Source organism: Pedobacter sp. V48 (assembly GCF_000523515.1).
In the GTDB taxonomy this organism is placed as follows: domain Bacteria; phylum Bacteroidota; class Bacteroidia; order Sphingobacteriales; family Sphingobacteriaceae; genus Pedobacter.
In genome coordinates this window covers 70867-88837 of sequence record NZ_AWRU01000034.1, presented here as the reverse complement: position 1 = coordinate 88837, position 17971 = coordinate 70867, and the positions used below count along the sequence as shown (strand labels likewise).

Genomic DNA, 17971 nt, shown 5'->3' with positions numbered 1-17971 from the left:
CCAGCCTATAGGCGGTTTTAATAAAGTTTACATGTCGCAAAGTGTGAATGGAGCAGTAAATAAGACACTGCTGGTTACAGATCAGGTGCAAAATCTGGTATATGGTGCAAATTTTGGCGGATTCGGTTATCCGGAGAATGATATTGCTGTTAGCTTTGTAGTTGATCCCGAAATGGCGGCTAGATATAATACCGCGAATCAAACCAATTATCCGGTTTTGCCACAGCAAAGCTACTCCTTGTCGGCAACAAATGCAGTCATTCCCAAAGGGAAATTAAGTACAGATCCGCTGTTGATTTCCTTAAAAACAAGTGGTTCTGGTGCAATGGATGCCCTTAAAACTTATATTCTTCCGGTAACCATGTCTGCCAGTGGAGCAGAAGTAAATGAGCAGCTGCGTACCACCTACTTTCTTGTCAGAGCCCAGCCTGATCTAAACGATTATCCGGATTTTGAAAGGTCAGCCTGGAGTATAGTGGACCTTTCATCTGAGGAAAGCACCGGAGAAGGGCCGGATAATGGCAGGGCTATATTTGCTTTTGACGGGAATACGGCAACTTTMTNSCACTYCCNRTSRTCCNKMSSMACTGCAGCGGTTCCTCCTCATTTCATTACTATTGATATGGGGTCTGTGAAAGCTTTACATGGACTTGGATTTGTAGCCAGGCAAAATGATGATGGTGGAAAACCTAATGAGGTAAGTGTTCAAATAAGCCTGGATAATTTAACCTGGGTTAATGCGGGTACATTTAGCTTGCAGAACAATAAAAACCTGCAAAAACAATTCTTACCTGAAGGCTTTAATAAGGATGCGCGTTATTTCAAGCTAACGGTTAATTCGGCGTTCAACGCAAATGTTTTTCATTTAGCAGAACTGTATGCATTTTAATAGTATCGTTCCATTAGCGGCATATTGCCGCTAATGGAATACCTTAATTCATCGATGTTTTAATTCCATTGTGCTGCATTTGTTTTTTGCAACTTTCAGAGGCGTTCGGAAATTCTGATACCGACTAACCGGACGAATTTTTTGTTGACCTCTTGCTACTATAATAATAGATTTTCAAATCGTAAAAAACGCGTTTAATTTTTTTTGAAATTTTCTTCAGTGAACAGGATCGAATGGAAATAACGCTTCGTTATAAATAAAAACCGGTGTGGATTTGTACACATTTATTGACATAGCGTTCATATTTAGTGATTATTTGTTAATGTAACTATACTGATAACTATATTTATCACATCCAAACTATAAACCGCAACGGCCATATTGAAATGCAATGTTTTCTATGCCATAAAAAGTCATATGTATCAGCAATACTGTTCCTTCAGCTTTTGTTCCTTTTATGGAGGCCTGCTGCGGTTTTCTCCCAAGTTTTTCCTTACCAGTTCAAATACCTCACCGTAGATGAAGGGTTATCGCATACCGACGCAAATGACATTGCACAAGATTATAAAGGTTACATCTGGATAGGAACCTTTTTCGGGCTTGACCGTTTTGATGGTTATACCATTAAGAAGTATTACAACAGTAACGTTCCGTTACAAAACGCTTTCAAAAACAGGATCCGGTGTCTTTATCCCGATAAGAATGGGATGATTTGGCTGGGGACAGAAAACGGAGTTCAATGTTTTGATTCCAGAACAGAAAAATACATTGATTTCGAGCAGGGCGCAGGTGAAAGTAAATCAATTTTTTCCAAAATCCTGAAGATTTCAGGGGATCGGATTTGCGGTTTATCAGATGGCAAATTCAAGCTCTACAAGATCAAGGGAACCAGGCTTGAGCCTCAAAAACTCCGCTTGCCCCTGAACCTTGAGTTCACTGGTATGGCTGCTAGTGATGATCATCAGCTTTTTTTATCCAGTAACCATGGCCTATGGACGCTAAACGCTGAGGATAAGTTCAGTATTGTATCCGTTAATAGTTTTCCAAATCGAAGTCTGAATGGGGTTTTTGTTGACAACAGGGGCGATCTTCTGCTGGCTGAACGAAACAAACTCTTTAAGATCGGCCCTACCATTGACGGCCCATCCAGCATGCTCAAGACGTATGACCTGAAAAATAGCTATTTGTTTCAGGATAGCACAGAAATCAGGGATATTGTGCAGGGGCGTTCAGATTACTGGGTCAACACAGGCAGCGAACTGGTCAGACTTGATGGGGATTTTAAGTATATCCAAACAGTGAATAATAAAAGTTCACACGCTACACTCAATTCGAATTCGCTCAATAGGCTGCTGGTTGACCGGTCTGAATGCCTCTGGGTATGTACATTCGGAGGAGGGGTAAATTACTGCGATTTGAATCAGAAGTTATTTTTTACGCTCCAGCACGATTACAAAGTGCAGAACTCTTTATCCGGAAATCATATACGTTCAATCCTTGAAACGAAGGAAGAAGTGTGGATCGGCACCACCGCAAATGGACTGAACCACTATGATTTGAAAACTGGGCAATTTACCTATTACAACACCCATAGCTCCCGGATCCGGATTCGTAACGATGCCGTGACTGCTTTGACGGCTGACCATCAGGGGAATTTGTGGATTGGCACGATTAAAGGCATTTCCGTGCTGAAGGCTGACAGGAAGGGGTTGATGGAGATCAGGGGAAAACTTCCTGCAACCTCCATAGAGGCATTAGCTGTGGACTTCTACGGTAACATTTGGTTCGGCAATCATACAGATCGCTTTGGAGTGATATGGAAAGACCGGTACAATGTTTATCAGGTCAAGTATTACGAGAAAGGGGAAGGATACTACATTTGGGCAGACAAAGACCAGCCGCGGGTTTTCATCTCAAGTAACTATGGGCTCAAGCAGATGGAGGTTGATGCTCAGGGCGGCATAAAAAAAATGATAACTTATCGTGCATCAACGAAACCCAATGCCCTTAGTTCTGATTATACTTATCCTATTGCCAGGCAGAATGATCATATCTATTGGATAGGAACAATAGGCGGCGGAGTAAACCGGTTGATTTTGGAGCCGGGAAACCAATATGATATCAAGACTTATAATACAAAGTATGGGGTGCACAACGATGTGGAGAGCGTGGAAATTGATGATGCAGGTGACATATGGATGGGCGGTAACGGTCTTCAGCGTCTTAACCCTACTTCAGGTAAGGTCTCCCGGTATGACAAAAATGATGGATTGCAGGGTAACAGCTTCAAAGTCGGTGCCTCTTATAAAGGGGCGAGCGGGCGCTTGTATTTCGGTGGTATAAACGGATTGAACTATTTTTATCCGCAGCAAATCAGGACAAACCATATCCCGGCACAACCTGTATTGACAGATATCACAGTAAACAACAAAAGTCCGAGGTATGGAAATACCGGCGATGCAAAAGAGAACGCTGGTCAGACAATCGGTTTTGAGAAGCAACTCAGGTTAAGTCAACGTCAGAACAATTTTACGATCTTTTTTGCGGCCATGCATTTTGCCAATCCATTGAAATGCAGATACCGTTACAAATTGGTGGGGTTTGACAAAGAATGGCAGTTTACAGATGGAAGAAACCCTAGTGCGTCTTACAGCAACCTCGATTTTTCGGATTACCAATTCGTAGTGCAGGCTTCTAATAATGATGGGATTTGGAGTAAATCCACAGCGGAAATTTCCATTGTTGTTTTCCCGCCGTGGTGGAAGTCGAACTGGGCTAAAGGTATTTATCTTGCAATGTTTATAGCTGTGATTTTTGCGATCTATTTTTTCCAGCACAAATGGCACCGCATAAAGACTCAGATGGAAATCGCAGCCGTTGAAGAGAAAAAGCGTCAGGAAATTAACCGGCAGCAAAATGAACTTTATCAGCAACAGTTGACTTTTTTTACCAATATTTCCCATGAGTTCCGCACACCTCTGACCCTTATTTTGGGTCCCCTGGAGAGCCTGATAAGCGAAAATAAGAATCCCGCGCTAAGCCATTCTTATCAACTGATGTTCAGGAACGCCAAAAGGCTGATCAACCTGATCAGTGAGTTGATGAATTTCAGGAAAGTTGCCGACAGTATTGTAAAATTACAGGTTCAGCCCTTGGTGATCACTGAATTCTGCAAAGACATCGCATGGGAATTCCAGAATCTGGCTGAGAGTAAAAACATCCATTTTAATTTTACTGACCATACAACACAGGATGGCCAAAAACCACTTACAGGTACTTTTGATGTGCAGGTTGTGGAAAAAATATTGTTCAACCTGCTCAGCAACTCCTTCAAATATACCAACCCTGGCGGGGAAATTACCTTTGACCTGTTTTTTAATTTGGAGGACTTTAAAGCCTCATTTGAATCAGGATTTGAACTTTTAAATGAGGGAACGCGCGCAAAGAAATATCTTTATTTCCGCGTTTTAGATTCCGGAATTGGGATTTCGGCTGAATCAATTACACAAATATTTGATCGCTACTACAGGATCAGTAAAAACCACCTAGGCTCTGGAGTCGGGCTTGCGTTGGTTAAAAGCCTAACCCAGCTGCATAAAGGGGATATTTTTGTGTACAGCGAGCGTTACAAAGGGACGGAAATTATCATCGGCCTGCCATNGGGCAGGGAGAATTACCTGGATCATGNANNANNAANCCCNACCAACTGGAGCCGAGCCACCAATGCAGTTAGAGGCGGTTGATAAAACTGTTTTATTGCCGGTTGAGCAAGAATCACCTTCAGGCTTTCAATCAGGCAAAAAGCGGATTTTGATTGTAGAGGATAATCAGGAACTTAGAAGCTTTCTACGACAGACTCTGGAAAAGTATTATTCGGTAATGGAAGCGGCCGACGGTAATTCCGGGATTGATGTTGCTGTGAATTTTGTCCCTGATCTGATTATTAGTGATGTGATGATGCCTGGCATGGATGGGATCGAATTTTGCAGGATTATTAAAGAAAGGTTTGAGACCAGGCATATACCATTTATGATATTATCTGCTAAGGACAGCTTGGACACCAAACTGGAAGGTATGGAATCCGGTGCTGATTATTATTTTGCAAAACCCCTTAGTGTCGACCTTTTGCTATTGACTGTTCGGAACATTTTTGAGCAGGGCGCAAAATTAAAGCAGAAGTATACCAACGACTATCTTTCGGAGGCAACCGAACTGGTGCATTCCGAAAAGGATAAAATTTTCTTTAAAAAAATGCTCGATGTAATTGAAAACAATATACAGGACCCCGCAATGGATGTCGACTTTCTTTGCAAACACCTTTTTGTGAGCCGTACAAAGCTCTATCAGAAGATTAAAAGTACCTCCGACCAGTCTGTGGGCGAGTTCATAAGGAGCATCAGATTGAAAAAAGCCATCCAGATCATGACTCATGAAGATGTCGCTATAAACGAGGTGGTGGATCGGGTTGGTTTTCAAAGCAGCTCGAATTTTTCCCGGACATTTAAAAAGGAATATGGGAAATCGCCGCTTCAATTTGTGCAGGGCCTTAAAAAGCACGGCTCAGGGCCTAAAGTGTGACAAAACAAGCAACTGCTTGTTTCTGGTCTGGTCTTGAAAAGCGGTCAGGCTAATGTGTTTCTTTGATATTTGACTATTGTCACTTCTAACCATTCTACATTAAAATGCAGTGCTGAATTTCCATCGCTTCGCCAGTTTTAACAACAGGCCGGCAGATAATTTTCTATAGCGGCCGGTGTTATTCAAACTCACTTAGTAATAGTTGGTCTCAGCGATGCAGATGATATTTCGAAGAGATCCGTTTTTGCCTCTTAATAGTTACAGGTCAGCGCATTTCTCCAGCGTTATGTACTATTCGTTAAAAAATATGAATGATTTAGCAAACAAGCTTGGGTTATAATGAGGGTTATTTGCTGAACAAATCCAGTTGCACCGGATTCGAACTAACCGAATATTCAAATAGTTACGCTTTACTCATGTCCAACTAAATGTTAATTATGAAACACTTTCTACAACGCAAAAACAAAAGTGGAATACCACCGATTTATTTCTGCTGGATTCTACTGTTATTCCCATCAAGCTATAGTCTGGCCAATGGGCCAAACATTTTAGCTGCCGCAGTGCGAATTGAAGGAACAAACCCCTCCGTTCAAAATGCGATTACCATTAAAGGCAAGATCACAGATAAAACCACCGGGGAACCACTGCCGGGAGTAAATATCAAAGTTAAAAACGTCCCTCTAGGTGCAACAACTGATGCAAACGGTAATTATGCAATCAATAATGTAGCAGAGAATGCAACTTTAGTGATTTCCTATGTAGGTTATGTAACCGCGGAAGTTGCTGTCGGTGGTAAGACCTTAATTGATATTCAATTGACAGCGCAAAATAAGGACCTTAACGAGGTTGTTGTCGTGGGTTATGGTACACAAAAGAAAACATCTACAACCGCCGCGGTATCTACACTGTCGGTAAAAGACGTGGCACAAAAACCGGTAGTCAATTTGACCAACTCCTTCGTTGGCCGTGTTTCAGGACTCATAGCAAGACAGGCAAGCGGAGAGCCCGGACAGGATGGCTCGCAGCTCATAGTCAGAGGGCCGGCTACTACCGGGCGTACTGGTGCATTAACAATTGTGGATGGCGTACCACGGGACTTTAGCAGGCTGGACCCAAACTCCATTGAAACGGTAACCGTTCTCAAAGATGCTGCAGCAGTTGCGCCTTATGGTGTGGCAGGTGCAAACGGGGTAGTCGTSRTTMYCAMARANRCWGSRGMARTYGSGYMWWMYSRYSTNNYAKSTKMWAANKGGGTAKTNCGKRATNNCCASAAMMCARSSRAMRTYSSRYRRWYCSWCSWTRYCKTMYAATRKGYNNANTTACGGAANCSAGRMCMCAAYYAAYGWTSCAMRRYYMGKMGMTRCSGNMYRWTRTGCWAMYKTAYKSWRCSMGGNSAYAWTKARNTGNWTGCAAANNRYCAGGAKCNNCKGATNGYYRYSCTAMYGYANYMWSCMCKRGAYATTRWSKWGWWTRMMMRTNSYCANRSAWYMTSATRRCCWCMCKMWTKCASRMSSAMYAGACRTWRTCRAGWATWWCNCKTCCNNTNNWMKRTYATAACCKCMMGSWTNKSAKGYGGARYAGNACRTNKTCNWARTAWWTMKMWTSSWTCGNYTAKRWYYGMCWGNNRATGSGAYGWRGASKASYACMKTNNNYCTTAANNTWAATNRTWANNWGGANSGMTMRGWWTKAYYSTAMAKKYGRYGMWNGNACKANTACNNTGRACCNNKYAAKGWKAMWRRWTMCYANNMGGWTCMGAWYYRTNNTAYAGTNNTGGTGYWGGRRNCNKRTACWKANNSRKGCAWYGWKRYAMRRKCNNASGKTTMYSANWSCNGYTATNGWAAWRGTRWARRRSMMSGSWWYRTWGRYGCAKSKTTSYANYGDGCAABTTCABCHDATACVNGDATGAAVCCGTAAAADHCAANGAADTBHTGACAHAGGTTTCCATTGAGCAACAGCTGCCAATAAAAGGCTTAAGCCTTAAAGGCGTATTAAGTTATGACAAGGGACCTGATCCGTTGGGATTTAGTCCTGTTCAAAATTCTATAGTGCGAAGATATAGAACTCCTATGCCGTATACCAATCCAGGCCTTCCCGACGGTGTTACGCAATATGGTCCGGGTGTGGACTATCTTTTTCCAGTTGCGCTCGGTGGAGATCCGAAACCCAGCCTTAGGTTAACCACCAACGAGAACAACATGGCAACCTATCAGGGTATCTTGAATTATGCGGGTACCTTCGGTAAAAGTGAAATTAGCGGACTTTTGGTTGCCGAGTATCGTGACGTAAAATGGCAATCATTTTATGCAGAGCGGGTAAATTTCGACCTGAGTTTAGACGAATTGGATTTCGGTGGTACAAGTCCGGCAGATTCACGGGTTAGCGGGGTTTCCGGCGCGCAAAAGCAAATGGGATATGTGTATAGGCTGACCTATGGATATGCCGGCAAATACTTTGCTGAGGCAGCTGGCCGATATGACGGAAGTTATGTTTTCGGACCAGGAAATCGTTTTGGATTTTTTCCGGCTTTTTCTGCCGGATGGCGCATTTCCGAGGAAAGCTTCATGAAACAAATCTCCTGGATTAATAATCTTAAATTGAGAGTTTCTTACGGTCAGTCAGGGAACTACCCGAACATTCGAAATGGTCTGGACAGGATTCCTGACCAATATCAGAACCTGGACCAGTTCGGGGTTGATGGTTCCTCCGCAGTATTAGGTGGCGGAATTACCCAGGGTATAGCTGAGAATTTACAAGGAAATCCCAACATCACCTGGGAAAGGGCCAAAAAGTCTGATATAGGTTTTGAAGGTACTTTTTGGAATGGGCTGCTTGGACTTGAAGCTGATTATTTTTACGAAAGACGCTCTAATTTCTTAGTTGATCAGATTGGAGTATTACCAGGAGAGTATGGTGTTCCTCTGGGCCAAGTTAACGGCGGTATTTTGTCAAACCAGGGCGTAGAATTCACGATAAGCAGCTTTAAACAGTTTTCTAATGATTTGCGTCTGGATGTAAGAGGGACCTTCACCTATGCCAAAAGTAAAGTAATACAAAAGTTTGAAAATGCTTCCACTTTAAACAATCCAAATAGAAGAGAAACCGGCCGGCCGCTTGGACAGCAATTTGGCCTTCAGTCAATAGGCTATTATACCACAGATGATTTTGTGGATCCTTCAGAACAATTTCCAAAATTAAAGCCAGGAGTGCCTGTACCGAACTGGGGAGATGTCAGACCTGGTGATATCAAATATGCAGATTTGCAAAGCGCTTCTTTTGATGGGAAACCCGACGGGAAAGTCGACGTAAACGATTACATTCCTATCGGGAATGCACAAATGCCACAAATTATTTACGGCCTTGCACCACATCTGACCTATAAAAACTTCGATCTTGATCTACTTTTTCAGGGTACTGCCAGAAGCCATCTTGCACTTGACAACTATTACGTGTTTCCGTTTGTCGGTTCAGGTTCCGCTAGTGAATTTGTATATCTGAATCGTTGGACGCCCTCAAATCCGAATGCCAAATATCCAAGAATATCTGGTACTCCCCCTTCAAACAACAGACAGCCTTCAACTCATTTCATCAGGAATGCCTCCTATATTCGGTTAAGGAGTGCGGAATTGGGATACACTTTTTCCAATAAGTTACTTCCTAGCGCTGTACGCTCATTGAGGGTATATGCCTCAGGTCAAAATTTATTTACCTGGACGCCATGGATGGATGAACCGGTAGATCCGGAAAATAGTGGTAGTGCTCAGAACTACTACCAGCAAAGGGTAATATCATTTGGAATTAATGCAACATTTTAATTTAAGAATATGAAATTTAAATACAGTAGGGATATAGCTAAGGTCTTTTTACTTAGTTTGCTGGTTATAAGTATCAGCTCCTGTAAAAAGGATGGCTTCTTGGATGTACCGGCCAAAGGTATTTTAACCAACAAGTCGACTTTCGAAACACAAAATAATGCCGAACTTTTTGTAAATGACATTTATGACCGGTTGCCGGACGGTAATGATGCGACCGATCGTACTCTTGAAGCGTATAGTGACAATAATAACGTGACGGCTACGAACCATGAGGCGCAGGAAAGAGTTCGTTCAAATGCACTCAGTCCTGGTAATGCTACCAACGGCCCGGCCGACCAATTAGGATGGATCCGAAACTACGAACAGATTAGGCGGTGCAATGTATTTTTAAAAGAAGCTGAAGCCAATAAAGGCGCATACGATGCTTTGTGGTATGAACAGAGAGCTGCTGAAGTAAGAGTCCTTCGTGCTTTTTTCTACTCCATTTTATTCAGGAATTATGGCGGTGTGCCGTTAATTACTGTGCCTTTGAATAACTTGGATGGCAGCGATATTTTCGCGCCGAGAGCGACAATTGATGAAACAGTTGCTTTCATTGAAGCTGAATGTGATGCTTCTGCTGAGATTTTACCGGTAACACAAACAGGTAAGAACCTTGGCCGGGTTACAAAAGGAGCTGCTTTGATGATAAAAGGTGATGTGCAGCTTTTTGCGGCGAGCCCCTTAGCAAATAAAAATAACGACCCTGCGAAGTGGGCGAAGGCTGCCGCTACACTAAAATCGGTAATGGACCTGGGTACCTATAGTTTATTTAACAAATCAGGAGCACCTATTCTTTCCACTACCGGCTCTGGTACTACCTCGACGGCTTTCAGAGATCAGTTTCTGGCAGCAAATAACTGGAATGCTGAAACGATTTTTGCCCGTGGGTATGCGCTGCCAGGCAAAGGACATCGAAGGGAGGGGTTTATGGGACCAGTTATCGTTGGCGGCAGTCAGCAGGCATGGGGAGGCTTTTCGCCGACTCAGAACCTTGTGGATGATTACCAGATGGACAACGGATTGCCAATTACTGATCCGGCTTCAGGCTATGACCCGCAACATCCTTATATGCATAGAGAGTCCAGGTTTGAACAAACCATTATATATGATGGGTCTTACTGGCAGGGAGAGGTCTTCAAGTCACGGATGGGTGGTCCTAACGAGATTGACCTCGGCTCAAAAAGTGATATTTCTAATACGGGATATCATGGACGTAAAACACTGGACGAATCTATCAAAGGTCAGGCCAGCCTGAACTCCAGTCCTAATGTCTCCAATTACCAGTTTTACCGTTATGCCGAAACGCTGTTAAGTTATGCGGAGGCACAAAATGAGGCCGTAGGGCCTGATGGAAGTGTTTATGAAGCCGTCAGGTTGGTTCGAGAGCGGGTGTTATTACCGCCGGTTGCAGCCGGAAAAAGCCAGGCCGACATGCGTATCATCATTCGCAGGGAGCGCCGGTTGGAGCTCGCGTTTGAAGATAAACGTTGGTATGATATCAGGAGGTGGGAAATTACAACCAAAGGTCCAGCGGTCTTAACTAATCCTATGTATGGCTTGCAGATAACCCCGAACGGTAACAACTTCGTTTACAACCGTGTAATCGTATTCCAGAACAGGTATTCGGAGCACATGAATTGGCTTCCTATTCCCCAGGATGTTATGGTTAAAAATCCAAAACTGGTACAAAATCCTGGTTATAATTAAACAACGTTATTGCTGACTGAATTTCACACCTGTGGCTTATCCGGGTGTGAAATTTTGTACTATAAATACCTGGTGTGCAAAAAGAAATCCAATCTTAAAACAACAAAATGGTTGAAAACTTCATTTCAGTTTACCAGCGGAAAAGACGAGCCTTATATTGCGGTATCCTATTATGTGCTGTGGGCTCAATTTTGAGTTGTCATTCCGGTGATCAGGGTACTCCGCTACCAGAAGCCGAACCTCTGTTTAAACTGCTCACACCGGAACAAACCCATATAGATTTTAGCAACACATTAACTGAGGGCTTAAATACTAACGTACTCATTTATCAATATTTCTATAATGGTGGAGGTGTGGCAGTGGGTGATCTGAACGGTGACGGATATGAGGATATTTACTTTACCGGTAATATGACTGCTAACAAATTGTATTTAAACCAAAAACGAATGCAGTTCAAAGACATTACCACGACGGCGGGAGTTGCTGGCCGGCCAGGTCCCTGGAAAACCGGCGTTACCATGGTAGATATTAACGGCGATAACAGGCTTGATATATATGTATGCTATTCAGGTAAGCTTGATGATGCGAAAAGGATAAACCAATTGTTTGTTAATCAGGGAAATGACCAAAACGGCGTACCGCTGTTTAAAGACATGGCGGATCAGTATGGGCTGAGTTTCCCTTCCTATAGCACACAGGCTTATTTTTTCGATTCAGACCGCGACGGCGATCTTGACCTGCTGCTGGTCAATCACAATATCGACCGGTTGAGTCTGCTGGATGATGCCTCGGTAAGAGATTTCATGAGTCAACCCGACCTGCAGGCAGGGATACGACTATTGCAGAATGATAATGGCCATTTTAGTGATATTACTACGAAGTCTGGCATCATAAATACGACGCTTTCCTACGGCTTGGCAGCCGGAATTGCCGATGTAAACGGGGACGGCGCAACCGATATTTATATATCCAATGATTACAGCATGCCAGACAGGTTATACATTAACCTGGGCAACGGCAAGTATTCCGACCAGCTGACCCGGCAAATGGGGCATACCTCTTTTTATTCGATGGGCAATGACATTGCTGATATCAATAATGACGGCCTGCCCGATATTTATACACTGGATATGTTGCCTGAAGATAATAACCGCCAAAAACTATTATTTGGCGCTGATAATTATGAAGCGTTTGACCTGAATGTTAAGGTAGGGTTTTACTATCAGTACATGCGCAATATGTTGCACATCAACAATGGCAACAATACCTTTAGTGAGATTGGGCAACTGGCAGGCATATCAAATACGGATTGGAGCTGGGCACCTTTATTTGCCGATTATGACAATGATGGTTGGAAAGATCTTTTTGTAAGCAACGGTTATACCCGCGATTATACCAATATGGATTTTCTGAAATTCATGGGTGATAAGCTAAGTAACAGAGATGTAGTGCGTGAAGACCTTTTGAATATCGTAAAGCAAATGCCTTCCTCACAGGTAAAAAGTTATTTCTTTAAGAATAATGGCGATGGTACGTTCAAAAACGCCAGCGCTTCATGGGGGGTCACGCAGTCGTCCAATGGGAATGGTGCCGCCTATGCCGACTTGGACAATGACGGTGATCTGGACATGATTGAAAATAATGTTAACCAGCCGGCATTTATCTATGAGAACCTGGCAACCTCGCAAAATAAAAACCACCGGTTGAGTGTCAGTTTGAAAGGTGGCGCAGCCAATACCCAGGGCATCGGGGCTAAAGTTATCCTTTATGCCGGAAATAAGAAACAATACCTGGAGCAGATGCCGACGCGCGGATATCAATCGAGCGTATCACCAGTACTGCATTTTGGTTTAGGCAAAATAAGTCGGGTAGATTCCTTAAGGGTAATCTGGCAGAGTGGTAAGACGCAGCTGATCAAGAATCCGGGCGCGAACAAGCAAGTCGTCCTAAATGAAAAGGATGCCGCCGCCTACTTTGTCAAAGCAAAGGCAGAAAAGCCTGTGTTTAACATTACCCCTTCCCCAATCGCTCACAGGCCGATCGTCAGTACACCAAACGATTTTAAACGTCAGCCATTAATGGTGAATCAAATCTCTTTTTCAGCCCCATGTCTGGTTAAAGGCGATGTAAATGGAGACGGACTTGAAGATGTATATGTTGGCGCCACAGCGGGGAATGCTGCATCGCTTTATATACAGCAGAAAAATGGTTCCTTCACTCTAAAATCCAATGTTGCTTTTGAAGCCGATAAGGCCAGTATTGATGGTGCTGCCCTATTTTTTGATGCCAATGGCGATGGAAAGCTTGATCTGTATGCAGCATCGGGTGGTTATGATGATTTTTTACCGGATGACCCCAGGCTGCAGGACAGGCTCTATATTAATGACGGTCAGGGAAATTTCACAAAGGCAAAAAATGCGCTACCCAAAATGTTAAGCAGTAAAAGCTGTGTCAGAGTTGCGGATATTACCGGCGATGGGATGCTTGATTTATTTGTAGGGGGCAGGGTTATACCTGGCCGTTACCCTGAAACGGCGCAAAGCTATATTTTAGTTAATGACGGGAAAGGAAATTTTGCAGATAAAACGGCAAATTATAATGCTGCTATTAAAAATATTGGGATGGTAACTGATGCTGCATGGGTTGACATGAACGGCGATGCAAAACCCGATCTGGTTTTAGTCGGCGAGTGGATGCCAATCACCGTTTTTGAAAGCCAGAACAGCAAGCTGGTTGAGGTAACCACAAAGTATTTTGATAAAAAATATGCTGGTTGGTGGAATTGCCTGCAGGTTAGTGATTTGAACAATGATGGTCATCCGGATATCATTGCGGGCAATCTTGGATTAAATGCGCAATGCCGCGCATCTGATGCTGAGCCGGCGGAAATGTATTTTAAGGATTTTGACGAAAATGGATCTGTTGATCCTATACTTTGCTTGTACATACAACACAAAAGTTATCCCGATGTAACCCGTGACGAAATGCTGGATCAGATTAGCCTGATGCGTGTCCGTTTCCCGAATTATAAAAGCTACGCCGATGCTACGATAGATCAAGTATTTACTCCTGAGGAAATAAAAGGTGCTCAACATTTATGGGCAAACTACCTTGCCACAGCATGCTTTATAAGCAATGGGCGAGGCAAATTACATGAAGTAATGTTACCTCTGCAAGCGCAATACTCGCCAATAAATACAATTACCGTACTGGACTATGATCATGATGGAAACAATGACCTGCTATTATGCGGTAATGTTAACAACGCCCGCATCCGTTTTGGAAAATATGACGCAAACCACGGTGTATTGCTAAAAGGAAACGGTAAGGGAGGCTTCCGTTATATAGATCAGCAGCAATCGGGTTTTAATTTAACCGGAGATGTACGGTCAGTACTCAAAATCAGGGAAAAGTTATTGTTTAGCATAGGGCGGGGAAATATACAGGCCTATTTGCCCAGTTTGCCATAAACTCAAAATTATCTAAGCAATCGGAATCTTGACCTGCTACAAGCAACGCAATATGCTATTGTTTCAGAGGCCTTAGCGTTTGATGGTTGGTGTCAGCCAAACTTCGGGAAATGAATGTCATAAAAAGGTACGTGTCGTAAAAAAAAAAGTATGAAGTGACAATGCCGGCGGTGTAGTAACACAGAGATTTGCAGGGCTGGCCCTTGACTGGTACCGCAGTAGGAATTATHTNVGTDCGGAVGCTAAACATAAACATACACTCACACACAATATGATCAATTACAAATTATCAAAAATTGCGCGAATTTCTGTTCTTGTATTTCTGCTAGTGATTTCGGAAGGAGCCAGAAGTTTCGCGCAATCTTCCTTAACGGAATTTTTGTCGGCATCAGATACGGCATCTGTTCCGGCAGAAATAGAAAATCCTCAAATTCTCGGCATCAATAAAGAGCTTAGCCACGCTACGCTTATGCCCTTTGGCTCTTTGTCAGAAGCACTAAAAGGAAAGCGGCATGCATCTTCTTTTGCCCGGAGCCTTAATGGCTTGTGGAAATTCAAATGGGTAGACTGGCCGCAGAAACGGCCGGCAAGTTTTTATAAACCTTCTTTTGACGTATCTCAATGGAAGGATACGCCCGTACCCTCTAATTGGCAGGTGCAGGGTTACGGCACACCCAATTATAGCAACTTCACCTACATCTTCCATAAAGATTTCCCGCATGTAATGGGCACGCCGTCTGTCAAGTATACCAATTATAAAGAACGGAATCCTGTGGGCAGCTATCGCCGCGATTTTACTGTGCCCGCCAATTGGAAAGGGCGGCGCATTTTTATCACGTTTGATGGGGTTGATGCTGGTTTTTTTATTTGGGTAAACGGTAAAAAAGTAGGCTATAGTGTAAATAGCCGGAATGCAGCGGAATTTGACCTTACCAAATATGTGATACCAGGTAAAAACGTATTAGCGGTTGAAGTTTATCGCTTTACCAGCGGTAGCTATCTGGAGAATCAGGACATGTGGCGTTTGAGTGGGATATTTAGGAATGTAACCCTTTGGAGCGCGCCACAGGTGCACATTCGCGATTATTTCGTCAAAACTGATCTGGATAAGCATTTTCGTGATGCTCAAGTGCAGGTGACCGCTAAAATAAAAAACTATGGGACCAAATCAACTAAAGCGCAGGAACTGAAAACTACTTTGTACGACGGCAACACCGCGGTCCCAGATGCAGTTGTAACACAGTTAGTTCCGTCATTAAAGCCGGGGCAAGAGATAAGTATTAATGTGTCTTTTCAGGTTAGTAACCCAAGGAAATGGACGGCAGAAACACCTGACTTATATACAACGATTATCACGCTAAAGGATGATAACCGCGTTGTGGAAACATTATCCTCACGAACCGGGTTCCGTGAGATCGAAATTAAAGGTCGCCTGTTTCTGGTAAACGGTGTACCTATAAAATTAAAAGGTGTTAATCGCCACGAAAATTGGCCGGATGACGGACATTCGGTTACAGAGGAGCAGATGATTAAAGATATCATTTTGATTAAACAGACCAATAGTAACCACGTACGAACTTCTCATTACTCGAATGATCCAAGATGGTATGAATTATGTGACCAGTACGGAATCTATCTGGTTGCAGAGGCTAACGTGGAATGTCATGATGTGCAGAACCAGTTTAATGAAGAACCTACGATTAAAGCAGCCATTATTGACCGGAATGTTGCTAATGTGGAAAGCTTTAAAAATCATCCCTCAGTTCTTATCTGGTCACTCGGGAATGAGAACGGATCAGGCGGAACTAATTTCCGGGCTGCCTTAGCGGCGATAAGATCCATTGATCCGGCAAGGCCAACGCACTACGAAGGTTTTGGCATCGGCGATAAGAATCCAGCAGACCTTGACAGCCGAATGTATACTCAAACTCCGGAGTTGGAAAAAAACGCACAGGATAGCATGCTTAATAAGCCTTTTTACCTGTGCGAATACGCTCACGCCATGTTCAATTCTATGGGGTCGGTGGATGTTTACAATGAATTGTTTGACAAATACCCTTCCTTACTAGGAGGTGCCATCTGGGAGTGGCAGGATCAGGGAGTTTACAACAACCGGAATCCTGAACATCCGATCACAGCTTATGGTGGAGGTTTCGGTGAATATCCGAACGATAAATACTTTATCCACAAGGGTGTGGTATTTTCTGACAGGTCACTGAAGCCCCATTTTCCGGAACTCAAGCATGCTTATCAGTGGATAAGCATCCGAAACCAGGATGTAAAAAATGGACTGGTAACCATAAAGAACCGGTACCAGTTTAGTGACCTTTCGGACCTGAATGCCAAATGGGAGTTAACCGAAAATGGCCTGCCGGTATCTTCAGGGAATTTGGCTGTAGGGACAATTGCTCCGGGAAAGGAAAAACATGTGAAAATTCCTTTCAAAATTGCTGCCCGGGCAGGGGCAGAATATTTTGTGCGGGTTTCATTTGAGCTCGCTGAGGATAAGATCTGGGCAAAAAAAGGGTATGAAGTCGCCTCCCAGCAATTCGAACTAGGAACTCCGTTGCCGGCACAGGTAAATACAACACAGCGTAGCGCTTTAAGTCTGATTGAGAACGACCAGCATGTCATTGTTGAGGGGAGTGGATTCAACGTTGAATTCGACAAGGTCAAAGGTACTTTTTCTAAGCTTGTAGGCGCAGGAGGGAATGTTTTACAGCAAGATGGGGGTCCGAGGCTTCACTTGTGGCGTGCTCCCCATCAGATCGATGACATGTGGGCCTACCGTGACTGGGAGAAGAACGGCTTGAAAAATATCTCATGGACCACAAATGAGGTTAGAAGCAGTTTACTTGCTTCCGGACTGGTTGAAATTCGCGTGAATTTAACAGGAACTGGTAAACAAGATTTTAAAGTGCAGCACAAAGTTGTTTATATAATAAAGAATGATGGCACCATCAATGCCGTGAATGAGGTCAGTTTCAGCAATCCCAAATTGATTCTGGCAAGGATTGGAGTTCGGATGTTTCTGAATAAGGAGCTGAATAATTTTAACTATTTGGGGCGCGGACCGATGGAGAACTATGGAGACCGTAAAAGCGGGTTTGACGTGGGTTATTTTGCCAGCAGTGTAGCAAATCAATTAACTCCATACGAAAAGCCAATGGAATGCGGAAACCATGAGGATGTCCGCTGGGCAAATTTGAGTTCCAAAAATGGAAGCGGAATTGGTATTAAACAGTTAGATTCGGTTCTGCAAGTTTCTGCACTTCCGTATAGTGATGAAGAAATGGATCCCGTTGAATACAAAATAGACCTGCCAGAGAGTAAGGGTACGGTTCTGTGTGTTAGTCATAAGACGCTTGGGGTAGGGTCCAATGGCTGCGGGCCAAGACCTTTGGAACCCTATATGGTGTATGCTAAAGCTACAAAGTTCAGTTACCAGATGCAGCTTTTGAAAAAATAAACAT

The 17971-nt window shown here is 43.4% G+C and carries 6 protein-coding genes and 2 pseudogenes; all 8 read left to right on the top strand.

The features are described 5' to 3' along the window. Positions 1-889 (top strand): BT_3987 domain-containing protein (locus N824_RS25840; RefSeq protein ID WP_048908005.1); only part of this gene is annotated, 889 nt, incomplete at its 5' end. Between the two features lie 446 nt (positions 890-1335). Next, positions 1336-4632, top strand: a pseudogene (locus tag N824_RS25835) (two-component regulator propeller domain-containing protein). Next, positions 4613-5467 carry a response regulator gene (locus N824_RS25830; protein WP_161662365.1) on the top strand — a complete coding sequence of 285 codons (855 nt, stop codon included), beginning with the start codon at positions 4613-4615 and terminating at the stop codon, positions 5465-5467. Before N824_RS25835 ends, N824_RS25830 begins: the two are co-directional and overlap by 20 nt. A gap of 428 nt (positions 5468-5895) precedes the next feature. Beyond that, positions 5896-7125 (top strand): annotated as a pseudogene (locus N824_RS39345) (carboxypeptidase-like regulatory domain-containing protein). A gap of 270 nt (positions 7126-7395) precedes the next feature. Then, positions 7396-9279, top strand: coding sequence for a SusC/RagA family TonB-linked outer membrane protein (locus N824_RS25820; RefSeq protein ID WP_084498459.1), 1884 nt, complete (start codon positions 7396-7398; stop codon positions 9277-9279). A 9-nt stretch (positions 9280-9288) separates the two neighbouring features. Continuing rightward, positions 9289-11028 (top strand): RagB/SusD family nutrient uptake outer membrane protein, encoded by a 1740-nt coding sequence (locus tag N824_RS25815; RefSeq protein ID WP_048908001.1) that lies wholly within the window; start codon positions 9289-9291, stop codon positions 11026-11028. Positions 11029-11135: 107 nt separating this feature from the next. Next, positions 11136-14498 (top strand): VCBS repeat-containing protein, encoded by a 3363-nt coding sequence (locus N824_RS25810; RefSeq protein ID WP_052334270.1) that lies wholly within the window; start codon positions 11136-11138, stop codon positions 14496-14498. Between the two features lie 271 nt (positions 14499-14769). After that, a complete protein-coding gene (locus N824_RS25805; RefSeq protein WP_048907999.1) occupies positions 14770-17967 on the top strand; it encodes a glycoside hydrolase family 2 TIM barrel-domain containing protein in 3198 nt (1065 codons plus the stop codon). Positions 17968-17971: the final 4 nt, after the last annotated feature.

Bases quoted from the DNA above. Each gene is read 5' to 3' on its own strand.
- N824_RS25805 (WP_048907999.1), top strand. From the start codon at position 14,770: ATGATCAATTACAAATTATCAAAAATTGCGCGAATTTCTGTTCTTGTA.
- N824_RS25810 (WP_052334270.1), top strand. From the start codon at position 11,136: ATGGTTGAAAACTTCATTTCAGTTTACCAGCGGAAAAGACGAGCCTTA.
- N824_RS25815 (WP_048908001.1), top strand. From the start codon at position 9,289: ATGAAATTTAAATACAGTAGGGATATAGCTAAGGTCTTTTTACTTAGT.
- N824_RS25830 (WP_161662365.1), top strand. From the start codon at position 4,613: ATGCAGTTAGAGGCGGTTGATAAAACTGTTTTATTGCCGGTTGAGCAA.